This window comes from Inquilinus limosus DSM 16000, from assembly GCF_000423185.1.
Taxonomy (GTDB): Bacteria; Pseudomonadota; Alphaproteobacteria; order DSM-16000; family Inquilinaceae; genus Inquilinus; species Inquilinus limosus.
On record NZ_AUHM01000021.1, the window covers coordinates 38,486 to 62,205 of the forward strand.

The 23,720-nt window shown below is 70.6% G+C and carries 19 protein-coding genes; 15 read left to right on the top strand and 4 right to left on the bottom strand.

The window, feature by feature from the left end:
- Positions 1-3: 3 nt before the first annotated feature.
- From urtD to urtA, 4 genes are all read right to left on the bottom strand, one after another.
- Positions 4-762 carry an urea ABC transporter ATP-binding protein UrtD gene (urtD, locus tag G537_RS0118675; RefSeq protein WP_026871424.1) on the bottom strand — a complete coding sequence of 253 codons (759 nt, stop codon included), beginning with the start codon at positions 760-762 and terminating at the stop codon, positions 4-6.
- The gene (gene urtC, locus G537_RS38665; protein ID WP_051248604.1) at positions 759-1,895 is read right to left on the bottom strand and encodes an urea ABC transporter permease subunit UrtC; all 1,137 of its coding nucleotides are present in this window, start codon (positions 1,893-1,895) and stop codon (positions 759-761) included. Before urtC ends, urtD begins: the two co-directional genes overlap by 4 nt.
- Entirely contained in the window at positions 1,892-3,394 is a 1,503-nt protein-coding gene (urtB, locus tag G537_RS0118685) for an urea ABC transporter permease subunit UrtB (RefSeq protein ID WP_245579051.1), read from the bottom strand. Before urtB ends, urtC begins: the two co-directional genes overlap by 4 nt.
- A gap of 370 nt (positions 3,395-3,764) precedes the next feature.
- Entirely contained in the window at positions 3,765-5,006 is a 1,242-nt protein-coding gene (gene urtA, locus G537_RS0118690) for an urea ABC transporter substrate-binding protein (protein WP_051248619.1), read from the bottom strand.
- Positions 5,007-5,263: 257 nt separating this feature from the next.
- Here urtA and G537_RS0118695 point away from each other — a divergent pair, with 257 nt between their 5' ends.
- The 15 genes from G537_RS0118695 (at position 5,264) to G537_RS0118765 (ending at position 23,686) form a co-directional block, all read left to right on the top strand.
- The gene (locus G537_RS0118695; protein WP_026871427.1) at positions 5,264-5,848 is read left to right on the top strand and encodes an ANTAR domain-containing response regulator; all 585 of its coding nucleotides are present in this window, start codon (positions 5,264-5,266) and stop codon (positions 5,846-5,848) included.
- Between the two features lie 309 nt (positions 5,849-6,157).
- Positions 6,158-7,420 carry a CmpA/NrtA family ABC transporter substrate-binding protein gene (locus G537_RS38670; protein ID WP_034852207.1) on the top strand — a complete coding sequence of 421 codons (1,263 nt, stop codon included), beginning with the start codon at positions 6,158-6,160 and terminating at the stop codon, positions 7,418-7,420.
- A 20-nt stretch (positions 7,421-7,440) separates the two neighbouring features.
- Positions 7,441-8,760: a CmpA/NrtA family ABC transporter substrate-binding protein gene (locus G537_RS0118705; protein WP_026871428.1), complete on the top strand. Its 1,320-nt coding sequence runs from the start codon at positions 7,441-7,443 to the stop codon at positions 8,758-8,760.
- Positions 8,761-8,791: 31 nt separating this feature from the next.
- A complete protein-coding gene (ntrB, locus tag G537_RS0118710; protein ID WP_026871429.1) occupies positions 8,792-9,691 on the top strand; it encodes a nitrate ABC transporter permease in 900 nt (299 codons plus the stop codon).
- Between the two features lie 10 nt (positions 9,692-9,701).
- Positions 9,702-10,499: an ABC transporter ATP-binding protein gene (locus G537_RS0118715; RefSeq protein WP_026871430.1), complete on the top strand. Its 798-nt coding sequence runs from the start codon at positions 9,702-9,704 to the stop codon at positions 10,497-10,499.
- A gap of 14 nt (positions 10,500-10,513) precedes the next feature.
- Positions 10,514-12,979, top strand: coding sequence for a nitrite reductase large subunit NirB (nirB, locus tag G537_RS0118720; RefSeq protein WP_026871431.1), 2,466 nt, complete (start codon positions 10,514-10,516; stop codon positions 12,977-12,979).
- A gap of 5 nt (positions 12,980-12,984) precedes the next feature.
- Complete coding sequence (nirD, locus tag G537_RS0118725; RefSeq protein WP_026871432.1) at positions 12,985-13,326, top strand: nitrite reductase small subunit NirD; 342 nt, start codon at positions 12,985-12,987, stop codon at positions 13,324-13,326.
- Positions 13,319-15,994, top strand: coding sequence for a nitrate reductase (locus tag G537_RS0118730; RefSeq protein WP_026871433.1), 2,676 nt, complete (start codon positions 13,319-13,321; stop codon positions 15,992-15,994). The genes nirD and G537_RS0118730 overlap by 8 nt, the downstream gene beginning before the upstream one ends.
- Positions 15,969-17,144, top strand: a complete 1,176-nt coding sequence (locus G537_RS38675) for a precorrin-2 dehydrogenase/sirohydrochlorin ferrochelatase family protein (RefSeq protein WP_081688900.1) — start codon at positions 15,969-15,971, stop codon at positions 17,142-17,144. The genes G537_RS0118730 and G537_RS38675 overlap by 26 nt, the downstream gene beginning before the upstream one ends.
- Positions 17,145-17,225: 81 nt before the next feature.
- Entirely contained in the window at positions 17,226-18,671 is a 1,446-nt protein-coding gene (locus tag G537_RS0118740; RefSeq protein WP_026871434.1) for an alpha/beta fold hydrolase, read from the top strand.
- Between the two features lie 117 nt (positions 18,672-18,788).
- Positions 18,789-19,745, top strand: coding sequence for a sugar-binding protein (locus G537_RS0118745; protein ID WP_026871435.1), 957 nt, complete (start codon positions 18,789-18,791; stop codon positions 19,743-19,745).
- Between the two features lie 116 nt (positions 19,746-19,861).
- Positions 19,862-21,370, top strand: coding sequence for a sugar ABC transporter ATP-binding protein (locus tag G537_RS0118750; RefSeq protein WP_026871436.1), 1,509 nt, complete (start codon positions 19,862-19,864; stop codon positions 21,368-21,370).
- 140 nt (positions 21,371-21,510) lie between these two features.
- Positions 21,511-22,521, top strand: coding sequence for an ABC transporter permease (locus G537_RS38680; RefSeq protein ID WP_034852211.1), 1,011 nt, complete (start codon positions 21,511-21,513; stop codon positions 22,519-22,521).
- A gap of 80 nt (positions 22,522-22,601) precedes the next feature.
- Entirely contained in the window at positions 22,602-23,195 is a 594-nt protein-coding gene (locus tag G537_RS0118760) for a GNAT family N-acetyltransferase (RefSeq protein WP_051248607.1), read from the top strand.
- Positions 23,196-23,296: 101 nt separating this feature from the next.
- Positions 23,297-23,686, top strand: a complete 390-nt coding sequence (locus tag G537_RS0118765; protein ID WP_026871438.1) for a VOC family protein — start codon at positions 23,297-23,299, stop codon at positions 23,684-23,686.
- Positions 23,687-23,720: the final 34 nt, after the last annotated feature.

Below are 23,720 nucleotides of genomic sequence, written 5' to 3' on the forward strand. Positions count from 1 at the left end.
CGCCTAGCGCCCCAGATACACGTCGATGACACGCGGATCGGCGCTGACGACGTCGAGCGGCCCTTCGGCCAGCACCGAGCCCTCGTGCAGCACCGTGACCTTGACGTCGAGGGCGCGGACGAAATGCATGTCGTGCTCCACCACCACCACGGAGCGGGTCTTGTTGATCTCGCGCAACAGGATCGCCGTCTCCTCGGTCTCGGCGTCGGTCATGCCGGCCACCGGTTCGTCCACCAGCAGCAGCGCCGGCTCCTGCGCCAGCAGCATGCCGATCTCCAGCCACTGCTTCTGGCCGTGCGACAGCGCCCCGGCCAGCCGGTCGCGATGCGCCGTCAGCTTGGTCGTCGCCAGGATCTCGTCGATCCGCTCCGCCGTGTCGGCGCGGGATCGGCCGAACAGCAGGCTGGTCGGCGATCGCGGGCCGGCCAGGGCGAGGAGGAGATTGTCCCCGACCGTGTGGCTGTCGAACACCGTCGGCTTCTGGAACTTTCGTCCGATGCCGAGGCCCGCGATCGCCGTCTCGTCCAGCCGGGTCAGGTCGTGGGTGCCGCGGAACAGCACCTCGCCCTGGTCCGGCCGGGTCTTGCCGGTGATGACGTCCATCATCGTCGTCTTGCCGGCCCCGTTCGGGCCGATGATCGCCCGCATCTCGCCCGGCTCGACCACCAGCGACAGGGCGTTGAGCGCCCGGAAGCCGCTGAAGGTGACGGTCACGCCGTCGAGATAGAGCAGCGCCTGGGTGGCGGCGTCGTGCGCAGTCATCGCGGCGTCTCCGTCGCCACTTCGGCCGTGCGGCGGCTGGGGCGGACGCGCCGGGACCGCCAGGCCGCCTGCACCGCGCCGACGATGCCCTTGGGCAGGACGAGCGTCACCAGGATGAACAGCCCGCCCAGGGCAAACAGCCAGAATTCGGGCAGCAGGTTGGTGAAGACGGTCTTGCCGAGATTGACCGCGACCGCGCCGATGATCGGCCCGACCAGCGTGCCGCGGCCGCCGACCGCGACCCAGATCACCGCCTCGATCGAATTGGCCGGGGCGAATTCGCCCGGGTTGATGATGCCGACCTGCGGCACGTAGAGGGCGCCGGCCACGCCCGCCATCATCGCCGACAGGGTGAAGACCACCAGCTTGTAGGATTCGACCCGGTAGCCGAGGAAGCGGGTGCGGCTTTCGGCGTCGCGGATCGCCACAAGCACCTTGCCGAAGCGCGACCGGGTGATCGCCCGGCAGAGCAGGAAGGCGGCGGCGAGGGCGACGGCGCTGGCCAGGAACAGCCCGGCGCGGGTGGCGTCCGCCTGCAGCGAGAAGCCGAGCAGGTCCTTGAAGTCGGTCAGGCCGTTGTTGCCGCCGAAGCCCATGTCGTTGCGGAAGAAGGCCAGCAGCAGGGCGTAGGTCATGGCCTGGGTGATGATCGAGAGGTAGACGCCGGAGACGCGGCTGCGGAAGGCGAACCAGCCGAAGACGAAGGCCAGCGCGCCCGGCACCACCAGCACCATCAGCGCCGCGAACCAGAACTGGTCGAAGCCGTGCCAGTACCAGGGCAGCTGCTGCCAGTTCAGGAACACCATGAAGTCCGGCAGCACCGGGTTGCCGTAGACGCCGCGCGGGCCGATCTGGCGCATCAGATACATGCCCATGGCGTAGCCGCCGAGGGCGAAGAAGGCGCCGTGGCCGAGGCTGAGAATGCCGACATAGCCCCAGACCAGATCGATCGCCAGGGCCAGCAGCGCGTAGCACAGATACTTGCCCATCAGGCTGACGGCGTAGCCGGGCACGTGGAACGGCGACTCCGGCGGCAGCGCCAGGTTGGCCAGCAGCACCAGCACCGCCACGGCGACGAGGCCGAGGGCGAAGGCCGGGCCGCCGGAGGCGCGGAGGAGACGGGCCGTGATCATGACTCCACCGCCCGGCCCTTCAGCGGGAACAGCCCGCGCGGCTTGCGCTGGATGAACAGGATGATCCCCACCAGGATGGCGATCTTGCCCAGCACGGCCCCGGCGAAGGGCTCCAGCAGCTTGTTGGCGACGCCGAGCGACAGCGCGCCGACCAGCGTGCCCCAGAGATTGCCGACGCCGCCGAACACCACGACCATGAAGCTGTCGATGATGTAGCCCTGGCCGAGATTGGGGCTGACATTGTCGATCTGGCTGAGCGCCACCCCGGCGATCCCTGCGACGCCGGAGCCGATGCCGAAGGTCAGCATGTCGACCCGGCCGGTGCGGATGCCCATCGCCGCGGCCATGCGCCGGTTCTGCGTCACCGCCCGCATCTGCAGGCCCAGCGCCGTGTAGCGCAGCACCGCCATCAAGGCGGCGAAGACCAGCAGGGCGAAGACGATGATCCAGAGCCGGTTCCAGGTCAGGGTCAGCCCGCCCAGGTCGAAGGCGCCGGCCATCCAGCTGGGGTTGCCGACCTCGCGGTTCGACGGGCCGAAGCCGGTGCGCACCGCCTGCTGCAGGATCAGCGACAGGCCGAAGGTGGCGAGCAGCGTCTCCAGCGGCCGGCCGTAGAGGAAGCGGATGATGCCGCGCTCGATCGCGACGCCGGCCAGGGCCGCGACCAGGAAGGCCAGCGGCAGGGCCACCGCGAGCGAGTAGTCGAACAGGTTCGGTGCCCAGCTGCGGAACGCCTCCTGCACCATGAAGGTGGTGTAGGCGCCGAGCATCACGATCTCGCCATGCGCCATGTTGATCACGCCCATCACCCCGAAGGTGATGGCGAGGCCGATGGCGGCGATCAGCAGCACCGAGCCGAGGCTGAGCCCGTAATAGAGGCTCTGCACCCCGTTCCAGACCGCGAGCCGGGTGTCGATCCGGCCGATCGCGGCCTCGGCCGCGGCGGCCACGGCCGGGGACGGGGTCGGAATGCCGGACAAGAGCGCCCGCGCCTCCTGGTCGCCGCGGGCAGCGACGATGTCGATCGCCGGCAGCAGCGCGTCGTCAGCGCCGCCCTGGGCCAGGAGGATGGCGGCGCGGGCCTCGGCGAAGGCTTGCTTCACCGCCGGATCGGTCTCACGCGCCAGCGCCGCCTCCAGGGCGGGCAGCGCCTTCTCGTCGCGCGACTTGAACACGGCCGATGCAGCGGCGAGGCGCTTGCCCGGGTCGGGCGCCAGTAGGGTCAGCGACCCCATCGCCGCGTCGATCGCCCGCCGCACCCGGTTGTTGACCCGGACCGGCTTGCCGCCCGCCGGCGCTGCGGTCAGCGCGGCCCCGGTCGCGGCATCGGCATAGCCGGCCTCGGTCTTGATCGCGACCGCTCCGCCCGGCGCCGCGATCAACCGGCCGGCCGCCAGCGCCTCCAGCACCGCCGGCGCCTGCGCATCGCCCGAGGCGGCGACGCCGTCCACCCCCGCGGCGATGTCGTCGTAATTGGTCGAGGCGAACCGCGCCAGCACCTCCGCCGGGATCTCGGCCCGGGCGGAGAGCGGAAGGAGGATCAGGAGGAAAGTTACAGCAGCGAGGACAGATGGAGTCCCCCCTCCCCTCGCGGGAGGGGGGTAGGGGGAGGGGGTTGCCGCAGCAAGGACCCAAGCTGGCCGTCGCGCTCCGAAGACACGGAGACGGATAAGCCTGCACATTCCGACGAGGGTCCGTTCGGGCTGCACAAACCCCCTCCCCCTATCCCCCTCCCGCGGGGGGAGGGGGGACTTGTTTGTGTTGTCCGCCCTATGCTCTGCGACCATTCGAAACCCGATTATCAACGCCTGCGATTGAATGCCGGGAGGCGCCCCCCCGGCGCCTCCCGGCCTCCCCTCCATCCCGCGGTCAGGAGCCGGAGCCGCCGCACTTGCCGGTCTTGACGTTGAAGTTCCCGCAGGCCAGCGGCTTGCGCCAATCGGCGATCAGGTCCTTCGAGCCGTCGAGGTAGTCCGACCACTCGTCGCCCACGACCTCGGGGGTCTCCGAGACCGTCTGGATCTGGCCGTCGGCCTGGATCTCGCCGATCAGCACCGGCTTGGTGATGTGGTGGTTCGGCATCATGGTGGCATAGCCGCCGGTCAGGTTCGGCACGGTGACGCCGACCATCGCGTCGATCACCTTGTCGGGGTCGGTGGTGCCCGCCTTCTCGACCGCCTTCACCCACATGTTGAAGCCGATGTAATGGGCCTCCATCGGGTCGTTGGTGGTGCGCTTGTCGTTCTTGATGAAGGCGTGCCACTTGGCGATGAAGTCCTGGTTCGCCGGCGTGTCGACGCTCTGGAAGTAGTTCCAGGCGGCGAGGTGGCCGACCAGCGGGCCGGTGTCGAGCCCGGCCAGCTCCTCCTCGCCGACCGAGAAGGCCACGACCGGGATGTCGGTCGCCTTGATGCCCTGGTTCGCCAGCTCCTTGTAGAAGGGCACGTTGGCGTCGCCGTTGATGGTCGAGACCACCGCCGTCTTCTTGCCGGCCGAGCCGAAGGCCTTGATCTTGCCGACCTCGGTCTGCCAGTCGGAGAAGCCGAACGGCGTGTAGTTGACGACGATGTCCTCGGGCGCCACGCCCTTGGCCTTGAGATAGGCCTCGAGGATCTTGTTGGTGGTGCGCGGATAGACGTAGTCGGTGCCTTCCAGCACCCAGCGCTCCACCCCCTCCTCGTTCATCAGATAGTCGACCGCCGGGATCGCCTGCTGGTTCGGCGCGGCGCCGGTGTAGAAGATGTTGCGCGAGCTCTCCTCGCCCTCGTACTGCACCGGGTAGAAGAGGATGCCGTCCAGCTCCTCGAACACCGGCAGCACCGATTTGCGCGACACCGAGGTCCAGCAGCCGAAGGTGGCCGCGACCTTGTCGACCGAAAGCAGCTGCCGCGCCTTCTCGGCGAAGAGCGGCCAGTCGGACGCCGGGTCGACCACCACCGGCTCCAGCTTCTTGCCGAGCAGCCCGCCCTTCTTGTTCTGCTCGTCGATCAGCATCAGCATCACGTCTTTCAGCGTGGTCTCGCTGATCGCCATGGTGCCGGACAGGGAATGGAGGATGCCGACCTTGATCGTGTCCTCGGCCCGGGCGGCGCTGGTGACGCCCAGCCCCATGGCCACCGCCAGCGCGGCGCCGATCACCCAGTGTTTTTGCGACAATGCCATCGTGAGCTCCCCGTTCGCGCTCGTTTGCGTCCGCATCCCCGATCGCTAGGCAAGTTCCGGGCCAGTGGCGGAACTCCGCCATCGGCCTCTGCCCAAGAGGGCAGCAGATGCCTCCCCTGCCCATTCCCTGCGCAGCGGCCCCATATCTGATGTGGTCCGGAACTTGCTGAGGCCCGATCAGTCCCGCTGCCCCTGTTGTCCCGCGAATGGTCCTGCGCATCCTCCTGGTCGATGAGAACGCCGAGCGCTGCCGCGTGGTCGAGGCGGCGCTGACCGCGGCCGGCCACGGCGTGGTCGCGACCGCCAGCGGCACCGAGAACCTGCTGGCCCGGGTGCGCGAGATCGAGCCGGATGTGATCATCGTCGACCTCGACGCGCCCAACCGCGACGCGCTGGAGCATATGCGCAGCGTCAGCCGCGAGCGGCCGAAGCCGATCGTGATGTTCGTGGACCAGAGCGACGACGCCGCGATCGGCGAGGCGATCCGTGCCGGGGTCAGCGCCTATGTCGTCGATGGCCTCAGCCCGCATCGGGTGAAGCCGGTGCTGGAGGCCGCGATCGCCCGGTTCCAGGCCTTCCAGGCGATGCGCGACGAGCTGGAGAAGACCCGCGCCACGCTGGCCGAGCGCAAGCGGATCGAGCGCGCCAAGGGCATCCTGATGCAGCAGCGCGGCATGACCGAGGACGAGGCCTATAAGGCCCTGCGCAAGCTGGCCATGGACCGGGGCAAGCCCCTGGCCGAGATCGCCGAGCAGGTGATCAGCATCAGCGAGCTTCTGACCAAAAATTAGGCATGCCTATTTTCGCCGCTTTCTTGTGCATTGCACAACAGGCGGGCAGAGTCATGCTGCGCTGCAACGGCCCGGTTCCGTCCTCCTCCGAACCCTGAATCGGGCCGCACCGCTCCATCTCCGATGTCCAGACCGGGCAGTCAGGCAGTTGGCACGCCGCTTGCGTATCATTTGAGTGACGACGGGCAATGGCGTCCGTCCGACCATATTTCTGGCGGCCCGATGCTGGGCCGTCGAACCGGGCAAAGGCGTCCGAGGGTTGCGGATCTTCCGCAGGCTCTCGGACGCCTTTTCGTTTTGGAGCACCTGATGACGGACCAGACGGACCGCACAGATCTGACCCTCGGCTTCGTGCCGCTGGCCGACTGCGCGCCCCTGATCGTGGCGGAGCGGAAAGGCTTCTTCCGCGAGGAGGGGCTGTCGGTCCGGCTGTCGCGCGAGGCCAGCTGGGCCAGCCTGCGCGACAAGCTGGTCTGCGGCCTGCTCGACGGCGCCCATATGCTGGCGCCGCTGCCGCTGGCGATCTCGCTGGGGCTGAGCGGCCCGAAGACGCCGATGCTGGTCGGCCTGTCGCTGAACCTGAACGGCAACGCCGTCACCGTCTCGCGCGCCCTGGCGGCGGAGATGGCGGCGGCCGACCCGGAGGGCACTGCCGCCGGGTCCGCCACGGCGGTCGCGGCTGTCGTCGCCGCGCGGCGCCGCGCGGGGGCCCCGCCCTTGGTCTTCGCCATCGTCTTCCCGGTGTCGAGCCATCACGACCAGCTGCGCTACTGGCTGGCGGCCGGCGGGGTCGACCCGCAGCGCGACGTCCGCATCGTCGTGGTGCCGCCGCCGCAGATGGTGGCGCATCTCTCGGCCGGCCGGGTCGACGGCTTCTGCGTCGGTGCGCCCTGGGGCGATGTCGCGGTCGACCAGGGCGTCGGCGTCATGGTCACCACCGGCTGGCGGATCTGGAACAACGCGCCCGAGAAGGTCTTCGCCGTCACCCGCGCCTGGGCCGAGGCCCGGCCGGACGCCTACCGCGCCCTGCTGCGCGCCCTGATCCGCGCCGCCGCCTGGCTGGACCGGCCGCGGCACCGGCCGGAGGCGGTGGCGATGCTGGCGACGCCGGAGGTGCTGAACGCCCCGGCCGCGTCGATCGCCGCCAGCCTGATCGGCCGCCCGGGCGAGCTGATGATCGACGGGCTGCCGGCGCGCGGCCCGGTCTATCACCGCCGCGCCGCCGGCCTGCCCTGGCGGTCCCACGCCGCCTGGTTCCTGGCCCAGCTGCGGCGCTGGGGCGAGCTGCCGGACAGCGTCGACATCGCCGCTGCGGCCGCCGCCGTCTACCGGCCGGAGCTGTACCGGGAGGCGGCCTGGGACCTCGGCTATCCGGCCCCGGCCGCCGACAGCAAGACCGAGGGCGATCACGACGCCCTGTGGGTGCTGGCCGACGCGGCCGGCGGCGTGGCGCTGGGCGCCGACCACTTCTGCGACGGCAGGATCTTCGATCCCGCCGGGATCGACACCTATCTCGCCGGGCTCGGCCTCACCGCCGAAGCCGGCGCAACCGCCGCGGCAAAACGCGGCTGACGGAACAGAAGGGGGCTTTCATGACCGGACGCGACCGCACCACCACCACAGCGATCAGCCGCCGCGACCTGCTGCAGGGTACGGCGAAGCTGACCGGCGCCGCGGCGACCATCGCCGCGATCCGCGCCGCCTTCCCGTCCGGCGCCTTCGCCCAGGGCGCCGGGCCGGAGACCGCCAAGGCGATGCTGGGCTTCATCGCCCTGACCGATTCCGCCCCCCTGATCATCGCCAAGGAGAAGGGGCTGTTCGACAAGGTCGGGCTGACTGAGATCACGGTATCGAAGCAGGCCTCCTGGGGCACCACCCGCGACAACCTGGTGCTCGGCTCGGCCGGCGGCGGCATCGACGGCGCCCACATCCTGACGCCGATGCCCTATTTGATGACGCTCGGCACCATCACCGCCGAGAACAAGCCGCTGCCGATGCAGATCCTGTGCCGGCTGAACACCAACGGCCAGGCGATCTCGGTGGCCAAGGACCTGATGCCCGCCGGCGCCACGGTCGACGCCAGGCCGCTGAAGGCCGCCTTCGCCGAGATGAAGGCGAAGGGGCAGGAGGTGAAATGCGCCGTCACCTTCCCCGGCGGCACGCACGACCTGTGGATGCGCTACTGGCTGGCGGCGGCCGGCATCGACCCGAACAAGGACGTCAGCACCATCGTGGTGCCGCCGCCGCAGATGGTGGCCAACATGAAGGTCGGCAACATGCAGGCCTTCTGCGTCGGCGAGCCGTGGAACGACCAGCTCGTGCACCAGGGGATCGGCTATTCCGCCTGCGTCACCGGCGAGCTGTGGAAGGATCATCCGGAGAAGAGCCTGGCGCTGCGCGCCGACTGGATCGACGCCCACCCGAAGGCGGCGGAAGCGCTGCTGCAGGCGGTCCTCGAAGCCCAGCGCTGGGCCGACAAGCCGGAGAACAAGGAGGAAATGGCCCAGATCATCGGCCGGAGGGCATGGTTCAACGTGCCCCCGGCCGACATCCTGCCGCGCTCGCTCGGCACCATCGACTACGGCGACGGCCGCAAGGTCGAGAACAGCCCGCTGCTGATGAAGTTCTGGCGGGATTTCGCCTCCTATCCGTTCCAGAGCCATGAGCTGTGGTTCCTGACCGAGGACCGCCGCTGGGGCTTCGTCGCCCCCGACGTCGACCTGAAGGGCCTCATCACACGGGTCAACCGCGAGGATCTGTGGCGCCGGGCCGCCCAGGCGATCGGCGTGCCGGCCGAGGAGATCCCGGCCGGCACCTCGCGCGGCCGGGAGACCTTCTTCGACGGCAAGGTCTTCGACCCCGACGCCCCCGACGCCTACCTCGCCAGCCTCGCCATCAAGACCGTCGCCTGACGCCCGACGACAGCCAGCCGGAGCCAGCCTCGTGCCTCAGACAGCCCAGATCATATCCAAAGCGCCCGCCCCGGCCGGCGGGCCGAAGCCGGCCGGGCAGGTCCTGTCCCTGCCGGTGGCGCGGGCGCCGCTCGCCCCCATCCTCGTCCGCCTCGCCACCCAGGCCGCCGCCCGGGTGATCCCGCCGCTGATCGTGCTGGCGCTGCTGCTGCTGGCCTGGCAGCTGCTGTGCTCCAGCCCGACCTCCAGCCTGCCGTCGCCGCTCAAGGTGCTGGACGACACCTGGGAGTTCATCATCGACCCGTTCTACGACAATGGCGGGGTCGACAAGGGCGCCTTCTGGCAGATCGCCACCAGCCTGTCACGGGTGGCGATGGGCTTCGCCCTGGCCGCCGTGGTCGGGGTCGCGCTCGGCGTCCTGATCGGCCAGAGCGTCTGGGCGATGCGCGGGCTGGACCCGATCTTCCAGGTGCTGCGCACGATCCCGCCGCTGGCCTGGCTGCCGATCTCGCTGGCCGGGTTCCAGCAGGCGGAGCCGTCGGCGATCTTCGTGATCTTCATCACCTCGATCTGGCCGATCGTGATCAACACCGCGGTCGGGGTGCGCAACATCCCGCAGGACTATCGCAACGTCGCCGCGGTGCTGCGCCTGTCCTGGTGGGAGGTGTTCACCAGGATCACCCTGCCCGCCACCGTGCCCTACATCTTCACCGGCCTCCGGATCGGCGTCGGCCTGTCCTGGCTGGCGATCATCGCGGCCGAGATGCTGATCGGCGGCGTCGGGATCGGCTTCTTCATCTGGGACGCGTGGAACAGCTCGCGCATCAGCGACATCGTCGTGGCCCTCGTCTATGTCGGGCTGGTCGGCTTCGTCCTCGACCGCCTGATCGGCATCGCCGGCGCGCTCGTCGCCCGCGGCACCGCGGCCTGAGGAGGCGGTCATGGACAGCTATCTCTCGATCGAGCAGGTCGGCATGCGCTTTGTCCGCGGCGGCGCGGTCAGCGAGGTGCTGGTCGACGTCAACCTGGGCATTTCCCGCGGCGAGTTCGTGTCGATCATCGGCCATTCCGGCTGCGGCAAGTCGACCCTGCTGAACATCGTCGGCGGCCTGGTCCGCTCCACCACCGGCGAGGTGCTGCTGGACGGCCAAGTGGTCGACAGCCCGGGCCCGGACCGCGCCATCGTGTTCCAGAACCATTCGCTGCTGCCCTGGCTGACCGTCTACGGCAATGTCCGGATCGCCGTCGACAAGGTGTTCGGCCGGGCCAAGAGCGCGGCCGAGCGGCACGACTGGGTGATGCACAATCTGGCGCTGGTCCACATGGCGCATGCCAAGGACAAGCGGCCGGGCGAGATCTCGGGCGGCATGAAGCAGCGCGTCGGCATCGCCCGGGCGCTGGCGATGCAGCCGAAGCTGCTGCTGATGGATGAGCCCTTCGGCGCGCTCGACGCCCTGACCCGGGCGCATCTGCAGGACTCGGTGATGGAGATCCACGCCGCGCTCGGCAACACGGTGCTGATGATCACCCATGACGTCGACGAGGCGGTGCTGCTGTCCGACCGCATCGTGATGATGACCAACGGCCCCAGCGCCACCATCGGCGAGGTGCTGGAGATCCCGCTGGAGCGGCCGCGCCGCCGCCTGGCGCTGGCCGGCGATCCGACTTACGCCGCGTGCCGGGTGCAGGTGCTGCGCTTCCTCTACGAGCGCCAGCGCTTCACCACCGCGGCCGCCTGAGGGGGGAGGGAAGGATGCCCGAAGGAAGCTGGGGCCCGAAGGAGAGCCTCGTCGTCATCGGCAACGGCATGGCCGGGATGCGGGCGGTGGAGGAGCTGCTGGCCCGCGCGCCAAGCCGCTACGCCGTCACCGTGTTCGGCGCCGAGCCGCAGGTGAACTATAACCGCATCATGCTGTCGCCGGTTCTGGCGGGCGAGAAGCGGTTCGACGACATCGTCATCAACGACCGCGCCTGGTACGACGCCAACGGCATCGACCTGCGCGCCGGCGTGCGGGTGACGGCGATCGACCGCGAGGCGCGCGAGGTGGTCGCCGCCGACGGCAGCCGCTGCCGCTACGACCGGCTGCTGCTGGCCACCGGGTCGGACCCGATCGTGATCCCGGTGCCGGGCCGCGACCTGCCCGGCGTCGTCACCTTCCGCGACATCGCCGATGTCGAGGCGATGCTGGCGGCGGCGCGCGAGGGCCGCACCCGCGCCGTGGTGATCGGCGGCGGCCTGCTCGGCCTCGAAGCCGCCAACGGCCTGCGCGCCAACGGCATGGAGGTCACCGTCCTGCACCTGATGCCGGTGCTGATGGAGCGGCAGCTCGACCCCGCCGCCGGCTACCTGCTGAAGCGCGAGCTGGAGCGGCGCGGCTTGACCGTGCTGACCGAGGCCGACACCGCCGCGATCGAGGGCGACGGCAAGGTCGAGGCGGTGCGGCTGAAGGACGGGCGGGTGATCCCGGCCGATCTGGTGGTGATGGCGGTCGGCATCCGCCCGGCCACCGCGCTGGCCCGCGAGGCCGGCCTCCTGGTCGAGCGCGGCGTCGTGGTCGACGACCGGATGATCACCTCCGACCCCTGCATCCTGGCGGTCGGCGAATGCGTCCAGCACCAGGGCCGGACCTACGGCCTGGTGGCGCCGCTCTACGAGATGGCCCGGATCTGCGCCGACCAGCTGGCCGGCACGGCGGAGAGCGAATATCGCGGCTCGGTCACCTCAACCAAGCTCAAGGTCACCGGCATCGACGTGTTCTCGGCCGGCGACTTCCAGGGCGGCGAGGATTGCGAGGACATCGTGTTCCGCGACGCCGCCCGCGGCGTCTACAAGCGGCTGGTGCTGAAGGACAACCGCATCGCCGGCGCCGTGCTGTACGGCGACACCGCCGACGGCGCCTGGTTCTTCCAGATGCTGCGCGAGGCCCAGGACGTCACGCCGCTGCGCGACGGGCTGATCTTCGGCCAGGCGCTGGCCGCCGCCGGAGGTGCGGCGCCGGACCCTAAGCAGGCCGTTGCCGCCCTGCCGCCGGAGGCGGAGATCTGCGGCTGCAACGGCGTCTGCAAGGGCACCATCGTCCAGGCGATCGGCGAGAAGGGGCTGACCAGCCTCGACGCGGTGCGGGCCCACACCAAGGCCTCGTCCTCCTGCGGCTCCTGCACCGGGCTGGTCGAGAGCCTGCTGGCGGTGACGCTGGGCGACGGCTACGAGGGCGGGCCGAAGATCAAGGCGGTCTGCGGCTGCACCGATTTCGGCCATGACGAGGTGCGGCGGCTGATCCTGGCGCGCGAGCTGCGCTCGATCCCTGCGGTGATGCAGGAGCTGGGCTGGCGCACGCCGCAAGGCTGCGCCAAGTGCCGGCCGGCGCTGAACTACTACCTGCTCTGCGCCTGGCCGGGCGAGTACCGCGACGACCAGCAGTCCCGCTTCATCAATGAGCGGGCGCACGCCAACATCCAGAAGGACGGCACCTATTCGGTGGTGCCGCGGATGTGGGGCGGCGTCACCACCGCCAAGGAGCTGCGGGCCATCGCCGACGTGGTCGACCGCTACCAGATCCCCTCGGTGAAGGTGACCGGCGGCCAGCGCATCGACCTGCTGGGCGTGAAGAAGGAGCAGCTGCCGGATGTCTGGCGCGACCTGAACGCCGCCGGCATGGTCTCCGGCCACGCCTACGGCAAGGCGCTGCGCACGGTGAAGACCTGTGTCGGCTCCGAATGGTGCCGCTTCGGCACCCAGGATTCGACCGCCATGGGCATCGCCATCGAGAAGATGACCTGGGGCGCCTGGACGCCGCACAAGGTGAAGATGGCGGTCTCCGGCTGCCCGCGGAACTGCGCCGAGGCGACGATCAAGGATTTCGGCGTGATCGCGGTCGACAGCGGCTGGGAGCTGCATGTCGGCGGCAATGGCGGCATCAAGCTGCGCGGCACCGACTTCCTGTGCAAGGTCGAGACGCCGGAGGAGGTGCTGGAATATTGCGGCGCCTTCCTGCAGCTGCATCGGGAGGAGTCACACTATCTCGAGCGCACGGCGCCCTGGATCGAGCGGGTCGGCCTCGACCACGTCAAGCGCCGGATCGTCGAGGACGCGGATTCGCGCAAGCGGCTCTACGCCCGCTTCCTGCACGCGCAGCAATTCGCCCAACAGGACCCCTGGGCCGAACGCGCCGCCGGCGCCGAGGCGCATGAGTTCCGCCCACTGGCCGCGGTGGAGTGACGAGGATGAGCTTGCCGCTTTGGATCGATGTCGGCGGGATCGAGGACATCCCGCCGATGGGCGCGCGGGTGGTGAAGAGCCCGGAGGGCGACATCGCCCTGTTCCGCACCGCCGACGACCGCGTCTTCGCCCTCTACGACCGCTGCCCGCACAAGGGCGGGCCGCTGTCTCAGGGTATCGTGCACGGCACCAGCGTCACCTGCCCGCTGCACGCCTGGGTGATCAGCCTGGAAACCGGCGAGGTCGAAGGCCCGGACGAGGGCTGCGTCCACCGCATCGCGGTCGAGCTGCAGGGCGGCCGCATCCGCCTCGGCCTGCCCGCGCCGCAGCTGGTCGCCAATGGCTGAGCCGGTCCGCACCACCTGCCCCTATTGCGGCGTCGGCTGCGGCGTCGCCGCGGTGCCGGACGGACGGGTGACCGGCGACCCCGCCCACCCGGCGAATTTCGGCCGGCTCTGCTCCAAGGGCGGAGCGCTGGGCGAGACGCTGGGGCTGGACGGGCGCCTGCTCGACCCGATGATCGGCGGCCGGCCCGCGAGCTGGGACGAGGCGCTGGACCGCGTCGCCAGCGGCTTCAGCGACGCGATCGAACAGCACGGGCCGGATGCGGTCGCCTTCTACGTCTCCGGCCAGCTGCTGACCGAGGACTACTACGTCGCCAACAAGCTGATGAAGGGCTTCATCGGCTCCGGCAACATCGACACCAATTCCCGGCTGTGCATGGCCTCCTCGGTCGCCGGCCATCGTCGCGCCTTCGGCGAGGATGTGGTGCCGGGCTGCTACGAGGATTGGGAGCAGGCGGACCTTGCCGTCTATGTCGGGTCCAACGCCGCCTGGTGCCACCCGATCCTGCATCGCCGCCTGCTGTCGGCGCGCGAGCGCCGCGGCACCAGGATCGTGGTGATCGACCCGCGCCGCACCGCGACCTGCGACGAGGCCGACCTGCACCTCGCCATCGCGCCCGGCACCGACGTGCTGCTGTTCAACGGCCTGCTGGCCCATCTGGTGCGCGAGGGGGTGCTGGACCGCGGCTGGATCGCCGCCCATGCCTCGGGTTTCGAGGAAGCCGCCCTGGCCGCGGCCGAGGACGCGCCCGACATCGCCGCCGTGGCCCGGGGCTGCCGCCTGCCGGAGGAGGCGGTGCGGCGCTTCTACGCCTGGTTCGCCCACACTCCGGCGACGCTGACGATCTATTCCCAGGGCGTGAACCAGTCGACCCAGGGCACCGACAAGGTCAACGCCATCATCAACTGCCACCTCGCCACCGGACGGATCGGCCGGCCGGGCATGGGCCCCTTCTCGGTCACCGGCCAGCCCAACGCCATGGGCGGGCGCGAGGTCGGCGGCCTGGCCAACCAGCTGGCCGCGCATATGCAGATCGAGGACGAGGCGGCGCGCGACCGGGTGCGCCGCTTCTGGCAGGCGCCGCGCATGGCGCAGCGGCCGGGGCTGAAGGCGGTGGAGCTGTTCGAGGCCGTCGCCGCCGGCCGGATCAAGGCGCTGTGGATCATGGCGACCAACCCGGCGGTCAGCGTGCCGGAGGCGGAGCGGCTGCGCCGCGGCCTGTCCCGCTGCGATCTGGTCGTCGTCTCCGACGTCACCGCCGAGACCGACACCGCCCGCCTGGCCGATGTGCTGCTGCCCGCCGCCGGCTGGGGCGAGAAGGACGGCACCGTCACCAATTCCGAGCGCCGGATCTCGCGCCAGCGCGGCTTCCGCCCCCTGCCCGGCCAGGCCCGACCGGACTGGTGGATCGTCACCCAGGTGGCCCGCCGCATGGGCTTCGCCGAGGCCTTCCCCTATGAGGACCCGGCCGCGATCTTCCGCGAGCACGCCGCCCTCTCCGCCTTCGAGAACGGCGGCGAGCGCGCTTTCGATCTCGGCGCCCTGGTGGCGCTGGACGGGGCGGACTACGAGAGGCTGGAGCCGGTGCAGTGGCCGGCGCCTGAGGGCCGGCCGGAGGGTACGGCGCGGATGTTCGCTGACGGCCGCTTTCCGACGCCGGACGGCCGCGCCCGCTTCGTCCCCGTTCGCCATCGGCCGCCGGCCCACCGCCCCGACCAGAACCGGCCGATGCTGCTGAACACCGGCCGGCTGCGCGACCAGTGGCACACCATGACCCGCACCGGCGCGGTGCCGCGCCTGGCCGCCAACAGCCCGGAGCCGGCGGTCGAGCTGCATCCGGACGACGCCCGCCGCCACGGCCTGGCCGAGGGCGACCTGGCGCGGCTGAGGAGCGGCTGGGGCCGCGCCCTGGCCCGGGTGCGGATCACGCCCGACCAGGCGCCCGGCCAAGCCTTCCTGGCGATGCACTGGAACGACCGCTTCACCACCGACTGCGTCGTCGGCAAGCTGGCCAACCCGGCCGTCGACCCGGTCTCCGGCCAGCCGGAGCTGAAGCACACGCCGATCGCGCTCGACCGCGTCGCGCTGGGCTGGGAGGGGTTCCTGGTCTCGCGCCGGCGGATGCGCCCGACCGGTCTCGTCTACTGGACCCGCCGGGCCGCCGCCGGCTGCCAGATCTACACCCTGGGCGGACCGGAGCCGCCGGCCGACGGCATCATTCTCGGCCGAACGCTGCTGGCGCCGGGCAAGGGCCGCGAGACGATCGAATTCGCCGATGCGAAGCGCGGCCTGTTCCGCCTGGCCACTCTCGATGCATCAGGGCTGGCCGAATGCCTGTTCGTCGCCCCGCCTGGCAAGCTGCCCGACCCGGAATGGCTGATGGCCCGCTTCGCCGCGGACACGCTGCAGCTGGACGAGGCCGACCGCCGCGCCCTGCTCTCCGGCCGCGCCCCGGTCGGCGCCCCCGCCGAGGGCCGCATCGTCTGCGCCTGCCTCGGCGTCGGGATCGAGCGGATCCTCCGCACGATTCGAGAAGGCGGGGGCCGGGACGGCCAGGGCATCGGGGTCAAGGAGCTCGGCGCGCTGCTCGGCGCCGGGACCAATTGCGGCTCCTGCGTGCCGGAGCTGAAGGAGATCGTCGCCCATGCCGCCCTTCCTGCAGCAGGCTGAGCCGGAATCCGGTTTCCTTTTGAGTCCCCCCTCCCCTTGCGGGAGGGGGGCAGGGGGAGGGGTCTGCGCGCGTCCGTGCGCGAATGCTGAGTCAATCCCCTCCGACGAGGGTTGCCTCACCGATGAGGACGGCCGGTTCAGTCGGCACGAACCCCCTCCCCCTATCCCCCTCCCGCAAGGGGAGGGGGGACTCAAAAGGAAGCAGCCGGAAAAATCTGGGAAGGCTCCGGCCCATCCGGTTGCGCAGGATCATGCTCCCCTGCCCCACCTGCCCGTCTTCCTGACCGTGCGCGGGCGGGTCTGCGTGCTGGTCAGCGGCGGCGACGCGGCCCCGCCGAAATTCGAGCTGCTGCGCCGCGCCGGCGCCGCGATCCGGCTGGTCGGCGCCGATGCGACCTTCGCCGAGACGGCGGAAGCGGCCGGCGCCGAGATCCTGCCCGGCCCGCTGGAGGCCGACCATCTGACCGAGGCCTGCCTGGTCATCGACGCCTCCGGCGACGATCAGGCCAACCGGCGCAGCGCCGCCCTGGCGCGGGCGGCGGGCGTGCCGCTGAACGTCGTCGACCGGCCGGAATTCTGCGATTTCATCCTGCCGGCGATCCTCGACCGGTCGCCGGTGGTGGTGGCGGTCTCGACCGGCGGCGCGGCGCCCGCTTTGGCCGGGCTGATCCGGCAGGAGCTTGAGGCGCTGATCCCGCCGGGCCTCGGCCGCCTCGCCGCCCTGTCCGGCACGCTGCGGCACGAGATCCGCCGGCGCCTCGCCGACCCGGCCCGCCGCCTCGCCTTCTGGCGCCGGCTGTACCGCAGCGGCACCGCCGACCGGGCGGGGGCGCTGGGCCTGCTGGACCAGGTGGCGGCGGAACGCCCCTCCGCCGGCTCCCTGACCCGGATCACGGTCGGGCCGGGGGGCGAGCAGGACCTGACTCTGCGCCAGGTGGCGGCGCTGCGCCGGGCCGATCTGCTGCTGGTCGGGGACCGCGTCGACCCGGCCGTGCTCGACCACGCCCGCCGCGACGCGCCGCGCCGGGCCCCGGTGCGGACCCCGGCCGAGGCCGCCGCCTTGCGCGGCGAGCTGGAGCGCGGCCTGCAGGTGGTGCAGCTGGTCGCCGAAAAGCTTCAAAGACCCGTGCCGCAGCTGGCGGCGGAGTAGCGCGCCAGCGACGCTCTTGCCGCATGGCGTCGCCTCGCCCGTCTGCTTAGCTTGGGCCGGTCGTTGCCCCCGCGAATGCCGATGATGATCCGTCGCCTGTTCCTGATCGCAGCCCTGACCCTGGCCGGCGCCGCGCCGGCCCTGGCCGCGCCCGAATTCCATGTTGGGACCTGCGGCTTCACGGTGCCGGAGGGCCGGGCCGCGACCTGCGGCACCGTCACCCTGCCCGAGAACCGCGACAAGCCCGACGGCGCCGCCGTGACGCTGGCGGTCGCCATCCTGACGACGCCGGACAAGCTCGGCGACGCGCCGCCCATCCTGTATCTCGAGGGCGGCCCCGGCGGGGCGGCCGGTCTCGATCCCGATGGGATCGCCCGATGGTGGGACCTGATCGCCCGCAACGACTGGCTGCAGACGCGCAAGCTGGTGCTGTTCGACCAGCGCGGCATGGGCCGGTCGGAGCCGAACCTGACCTGCCCGGAGATGGTCGACGCCCAGATCCGCGCCAACGGCCCGGAGGGCGACGGCGGCGAGGCGTCCTCGGCGCTCGATGCGGCCCGGGCCTGCCGCAGCCGCTGGGAGGCGGAGGGCCACGACCTGACGCGCTACACCACGGCCGACAGCGCCCGCGACGTCGCCGATCTGCGCCTCGCCCTCGGCATCGACCGCTGGGTCCTGTTCGGGTCCTCCTACGGCACTCGGCTGGCGCTGGAGACCGCACGGCAGTACCCTGACGGCATCGCCGCCATGATCCTCGACGGCGTCTACCCGCCCGGGAAGACGCTGTTCACCGATTCCGAGGAGGATGACCCCGACGGCGACCGGTCGCTGCAGCGCGTCTTCGCCGCCTGCGCCGCCGACGCCACGTGCAACGCCGCCTATCCCGATCTGGCCGAGCGTTACCGCACCCTCTTGGAGCGGCTGGACGACGAGCCGCCGACGGTCACCGTCGAGCGGCCGGACGGCAATGGCGAGGCCGCGCTGATGTTCACCGGCGGGCTGCTGTCGGAGGTGGTGTTCAACGACCTCTATTCCCGCGACGACGCCGCCACCCTGCCGGCGCTGATCGCCGGCATCGATGCCGACCGCGACGAGGCCTATGAGGAGGCGGCCCGGCAATGGCTGGCCGGCCTGCTCGACCCGACCATCGCCAACGGCGCCTACGACCTGGCCGAATGCCTGGCGCCGGAGGCCGGCGACCTGCGCGACGCCCCGGGGTCGACCTGCCCGGCCTGGCCGGCCGGTCCCGCGGACGACCTCGCCGCCCAGCCGGTCGACAGCGACATCCCGGCCCTGGTCCTGGCCGGCGGCCTGGACCCGGTGACGCCGCCGACCTGGGCGCGCGCCGCCGCGGCGCACCTGCCGAACGGCTTCCTGGTCGAACGGCAGGACCAGGGCCACGGCCTGATCGGCAGCGATCCCTGCGCCGAGACCCTGGCCGGAAAGTTCCTCGACGCCCCGGACCGCCAGCCGGTCGACGCCTGCCAGATCGAGCCCGACCCGCTGCGCTTCCTGGTCAACGGCTGATCGGCGGCGCGCGCCGGCTTGACCGGTTCGGACCGTTGTGATCCAAATTGTCTGATTATAATAGCAATCTTTACCGATCCCGGCCCGAAGCCGGATCGGAATGACCGGGAGGAACCAATGAAGCGCCTGATTCTGGCGGGCCTGACGGCCGCCGTCGCGACGGTTCTCGCCATCGGCCCGGGGCCGGCCCGCGCCGCCGACAAGACCATCGCCTTCATCGTCAACGGCTCATCCGATTTCTGGACCATCGCCCGCCGCGGCACCGACAAGGCGGTGTCCGAGCTGAAGGGCACCAGTGTCGAGTTCAAGATCCCCGGCGAATCCAGCGCCGCGGAGCAGCGCCGCATCGTCGAGGACATGCTGTCCCGCGGCGTCGACGGCATCGGCATCAGCCCGGTCGACCCGGACAACGCCACCGCCCTCCTCAACTCCGCCGCCGCCCAGGTGCCGCTGTTCACCTTCGACAGCGACGCGCCGAAGAGCAACCGGCTGCTCTATATCGGCACCGACAATGTCGCCGCCGGCGTGCAGGCGGGCGAGCTGATCAAGAAGGCCCTGCCGGACGGCGGCAAGATCATGCTGTTCGTCGGCACGCTGGGCAACGCCAACGCCCGCGAGCGGGTCGAGGGCATCAAGAAGGCGATCGCCGGCACCAAGATCGAGATCGTCGACGTCCGCACCGACGACATCGACTTCGTCAAGGCCAAGCGCAACGTCGAGGACACGCTGACCAAATACGACGACCTGGCGATGCTGGTCGGCCTCTACTCCTACAACACGCCGATCATCTACGACGCGATGAAGGCGGCCGGGAAACTGGGCCAGATCAAGGTGGTCGGCTTCGACGAGGACCCCGTCACCCTGCGCGGCGTGCAGGAGGGCGTGATCGAGGGCACGGTGGTGCAGCAGCCCTACGAGTTCGGCTACCAGACGGTGAAGCTGCTGGCCCGCTACATCGAGGGCGACAAGTCCTTCATCCCGGAGAACAAGCTGAACATCATCCCGACCCGGCTGATCGACCAGAGCAACGTCGCCGACTTCCAGAAGCAGATGCGGGAGCTGCTGGGCAAGTAACGGTCCGGCATCATGGGTTATCTGATCCGACGATGCCCTTCCTTGTCCCCCCTCCCCTCGCGGGAGGGGGTTAGGGGGAGGGGGTTTTCGCGGCCGGCGCGGGCGGACGTCCAGCCATGACCGACATCGCCCTCGCCATGGAGGGGATCTCCAAGACCTATCCCGGCGTGCAGGCGCTGAAGGATGTCGGCCTGACGGTTCGCCGCGGCGAGGTGGTCGGGCTGATCGGCGAGAACGGGGCCGGCAAGTCGACGCTGATGAAGATCCTGGGCGGGGTCGAGGCCCCGACCGCGGGCACCGTCACCGTCGGCGGCACCCAGCGTCCGGCGCTGACGGTGCCGGAGGCGATCGCCGCCGGCATCGCCTTCGTGCATCAGGAGCTGAACCTCTTCGACAATCTCGACGTCGCCGGCAATGTCTTCATCGGGCGCGAGCCGCGGCGCTTCGGGCCGCTGAAGCTGGTCGACACCGCCCGGCTGCACGCCGACACGCAGACGCTGCTGGACCGGCTGCGCGTCGATTTCGGCCCGGCCACGCCGTTGGCCGAGCTGTCGATCGCCCAGCGCCAGATGGTGGAGATCGCCAAGGCGCTGTCGCTCGACGCCCGCATCATCATCATGGACGAGCCGACCTCGAGCCTGACCATCGCCGAGACCCAGACGCTGCTGCGCGTGATCGGCGAGCTGAAGGCGGACGGCGTCGCCATCATCTTCATCACCCATCGCCTGGCCGAGATCGAGGCCTGCGCCGACCGCGTGGTCTGCCTGCGCGACGGCCGGCTGGTCGGGATGCTGGACCGCGGCGAGATCGACCATGACCGCATGGTGCGGATGATGGTCGGGCGCGACCTGCGGGCCCTCTACATCCCGCCCGCCGTCGCGGCGCAGCCGGACGCGGTCGAGATCCGCGGCGTGCGCACCAGGACCTATCCCGAGCACGAGGTGACGCTGTCGGTCGGCCGCGGCGAGATCCTGGGCCTGGCCGGCCTGGTCGGCTCCGGCCGCACCGAGCTGGCGCGGGCCGTCTTCGGCATCGACCGGATGCTGGCCGGCGAGGTCCGGCTGGACGGCAAGCCACTGGTCATCGGCACACCCCGCGCGGCCATCGCCCAAGGGGTGTTCCTGGTGCCGGAGGACCGCAAGCGCAGCGGCCTGGTGCTCGATATGACCATCGCCGAGAACGTCACCCTGCCCGGCCTCCGGCGCGTCGCCCGGCGCTGGCTGATCGACGGCCGCGGCGAGACGAAGGAGGCCGAGGCCCAGCGCGAGCGGCTGCGCATCCGCACCCCCTCGGTCACCACCACCGCGCTGAAGCTGTCCGGCGGCAACCAGCAGAAGATCGTGCTGGCGAAGTGGCTGGCGCTGCAGCCGCGCTTCCTGATCTTCGACGAGCCGACGCGCGGCATCGACGTCGGCGCCAAGTCCGAGATCTACCAGCTGATGCGCAACCTGGCCGACCGCGGCGTGCCGATCCTGATGATCTCCAGCGACATGGAGGAGGTGATCGGCGTCAGCGACCGCATCGCGGTGATGCATGAGGGCCGGATCAGCGGCATCCTGGGCCGCGACCAGTTCAGCGAGCCGAATGTGATGCAGCTCGCCGTCGGCCGGCCACTGGCGGCGTAGGACTTAGCCTTTTCTGTCATTGCCGGGCTCGACCCGGCAATCCAGAGGGCGTCGACAGCCTCTGGATGCCCGGGTCAAGCCCGGCAATGACAACAAGAGAGAATGCGAAAGAGACGCGAACCGGGAGGACGTCAGAGGCAATGAGGAAGGAACTGGGGCTGGCGATCCTGATCCTGGTGATCGGCTGCGTCGTGGCGCTGCTGCAGCCGCGCTTCATCTCGACGGTGAACCTGCTGAACATGGCCAATCTGGTCGGCCTCTACGGGCTGTTCTCGATCGGCCAGGGGCTGGTGATCATCACCGCCGGCATCGAGCTGTCGGTCGGGTCGATGTTCGCGCTGATCGGCGTCGTCTTCGTCGACATGGTGGTGAACTGGGGCTGGTCCTGGCCGCTGGCGCTGGCCGCCGCCATCGCCATGGGCGGGGTGTTCGGCGCCATCCACGGCTTCCTGGTCGCCCGGGTCGGCATCCAGCCCTTCGTCGTCACCCTCTGCGCCCTGCTGATCTACCGCGGCGCCGCCCGCTACTACACCGACGACGCCACCGTCGGCTTCGGCTATGGCGGCGATTTCGACACGCTGGCGGCATTCGCCACCGGCCGCAGCTTCGGCATCCCCAACAGCTTCCTGGCCATGGTGGTGGTGGCGCTGGTGATGTGGGTGGTGCTGCACCGCTCGGTGTTCGGCCGCTATCTCTTCGCCGTCGGCAAGAACGAGGAGGCGGCGCGCTATTCCGGCATCAGCACCCGGCTGGTGATCGGATCGGCCTACGTCATCTGCGGCCTGCTGGCCGGCCTGGCCGCCGTGTTCCTGGCCTTCTACACCAACTCGATCCAGCCCTCGGCGCACGGCAATTTCTACGAGCTCTATGCCATCGCCGCGGCGGTGCTGGGCGGCTGCTCGCTGCGCGGCGGCGAGGGCTCGATCCTCGGCATCATTCTCGGCACCGTGCTGCTGCAGGTGCTGCAGAACCTGGTCAACCTGCTCGGCATCCCCTCCTCGCTCAACTTCGCGGTGATGGGGACGGTGATCCTGATCGGCGTCCTGGCCGACCAGCACCTGCAGAAGCTGCGGGCCGCCCGCCAGGCCCGCGCCGTGCCGGCCGCGGCGGACCGGGCGCCGGCGGTGGCGGGATCGGCGCCGAAGCCGTAGCCGGGCGCCGGCCTCCCGGCGAAACCACGTGCGCCGCAGGACGCCATGGGTCATCATCGCCCCTCCGGAGGGAGCCGCCCATGTCCGAATCCTCGATGCCGATCGTGGCGATCGTCGAGCCGGCCGAGAGCGAGCGCGCCGTCGCCACCATCCTGCTGGCCTTCGCCACCGATCCGATGGCCCGCTGGACCTACCCCGACCCGCGGCAATACCTGCTGCATTTCCCTGGCTTCATCCGCGCCCTCGGCGGCGCCGCCTTCGCCGACGGCACGGCCTGGCAGGCTGACGACCACGCCGCGGCGGCGCTGTGGCTGCGGCCGGGCGCCCATTCCGACGAAGAGGCCTTGGGAGCACTGATCGAAACGACCATTCCACAGGAGAGACGGGACGAAATCGGCGCCATAATCGAGCAGATGGCCCGGTATCGCCCGGTCGAGCCGCACTGGCACCTGCCCCTGATCGGCGTCGACCCGCTGCACCAGCGCAAGGGCTACGGCACGGCGCTGCTGCAGGCCACCTTGCAGCGCTGCGACCAGGACCATCTCCCCGCCTATCTCGAATCGAGCAACCCCGCCAATATCGGGCTGTACCAGCAGCACGGCTTCGAGATCACGGGGACGATCCGGGCGGGGTCGTCGCCGCCCGTGACCCCGATGCGGCGCGCCGCGCGCTGACAGCCGGGACCGGTGCGGACCGGGCCGGCATCGCGGGAGCGTCATCGAAACCGTGATATCCTCTCGGAATGCGGCAATCCGCCGTCTGATGGGAGGCAACAATGCCCGAGCACGGAACCGTCTGCTGGAACGAGCTGAACACCCGCGATCCCAAGGGGGCGTGCGACTTCTACGCCAGGACCCTGGGCTGGCGTTTCGAGACCATGCCGATGGCCAGCGGCGGCGAGTACATCGTCGCCAAGATCGGCGACAGGATGGTCGGCGGCGTGCTGGACATTCGGAATGTCCCCGGCACGGAGGAGGTGCCGCCGAACTGGTTCGCCTATATCGAGGTCGACGACGTCGACGCCCGGATCGCGGCAGCGAAGCAGGCCGGGGCCACGATCCTGAAGGAGCCCTTCGAAGTGCCCGGCGTCGGGCGCATCGCCATCGTCCGCGACCCGACCGGCGCCGTCGCCGGCTGGATGACCTCGGCCCCCCAGGCCGGCTGAAGGCCACGCTGCCCCACAATTGGGCAGCCTCGAT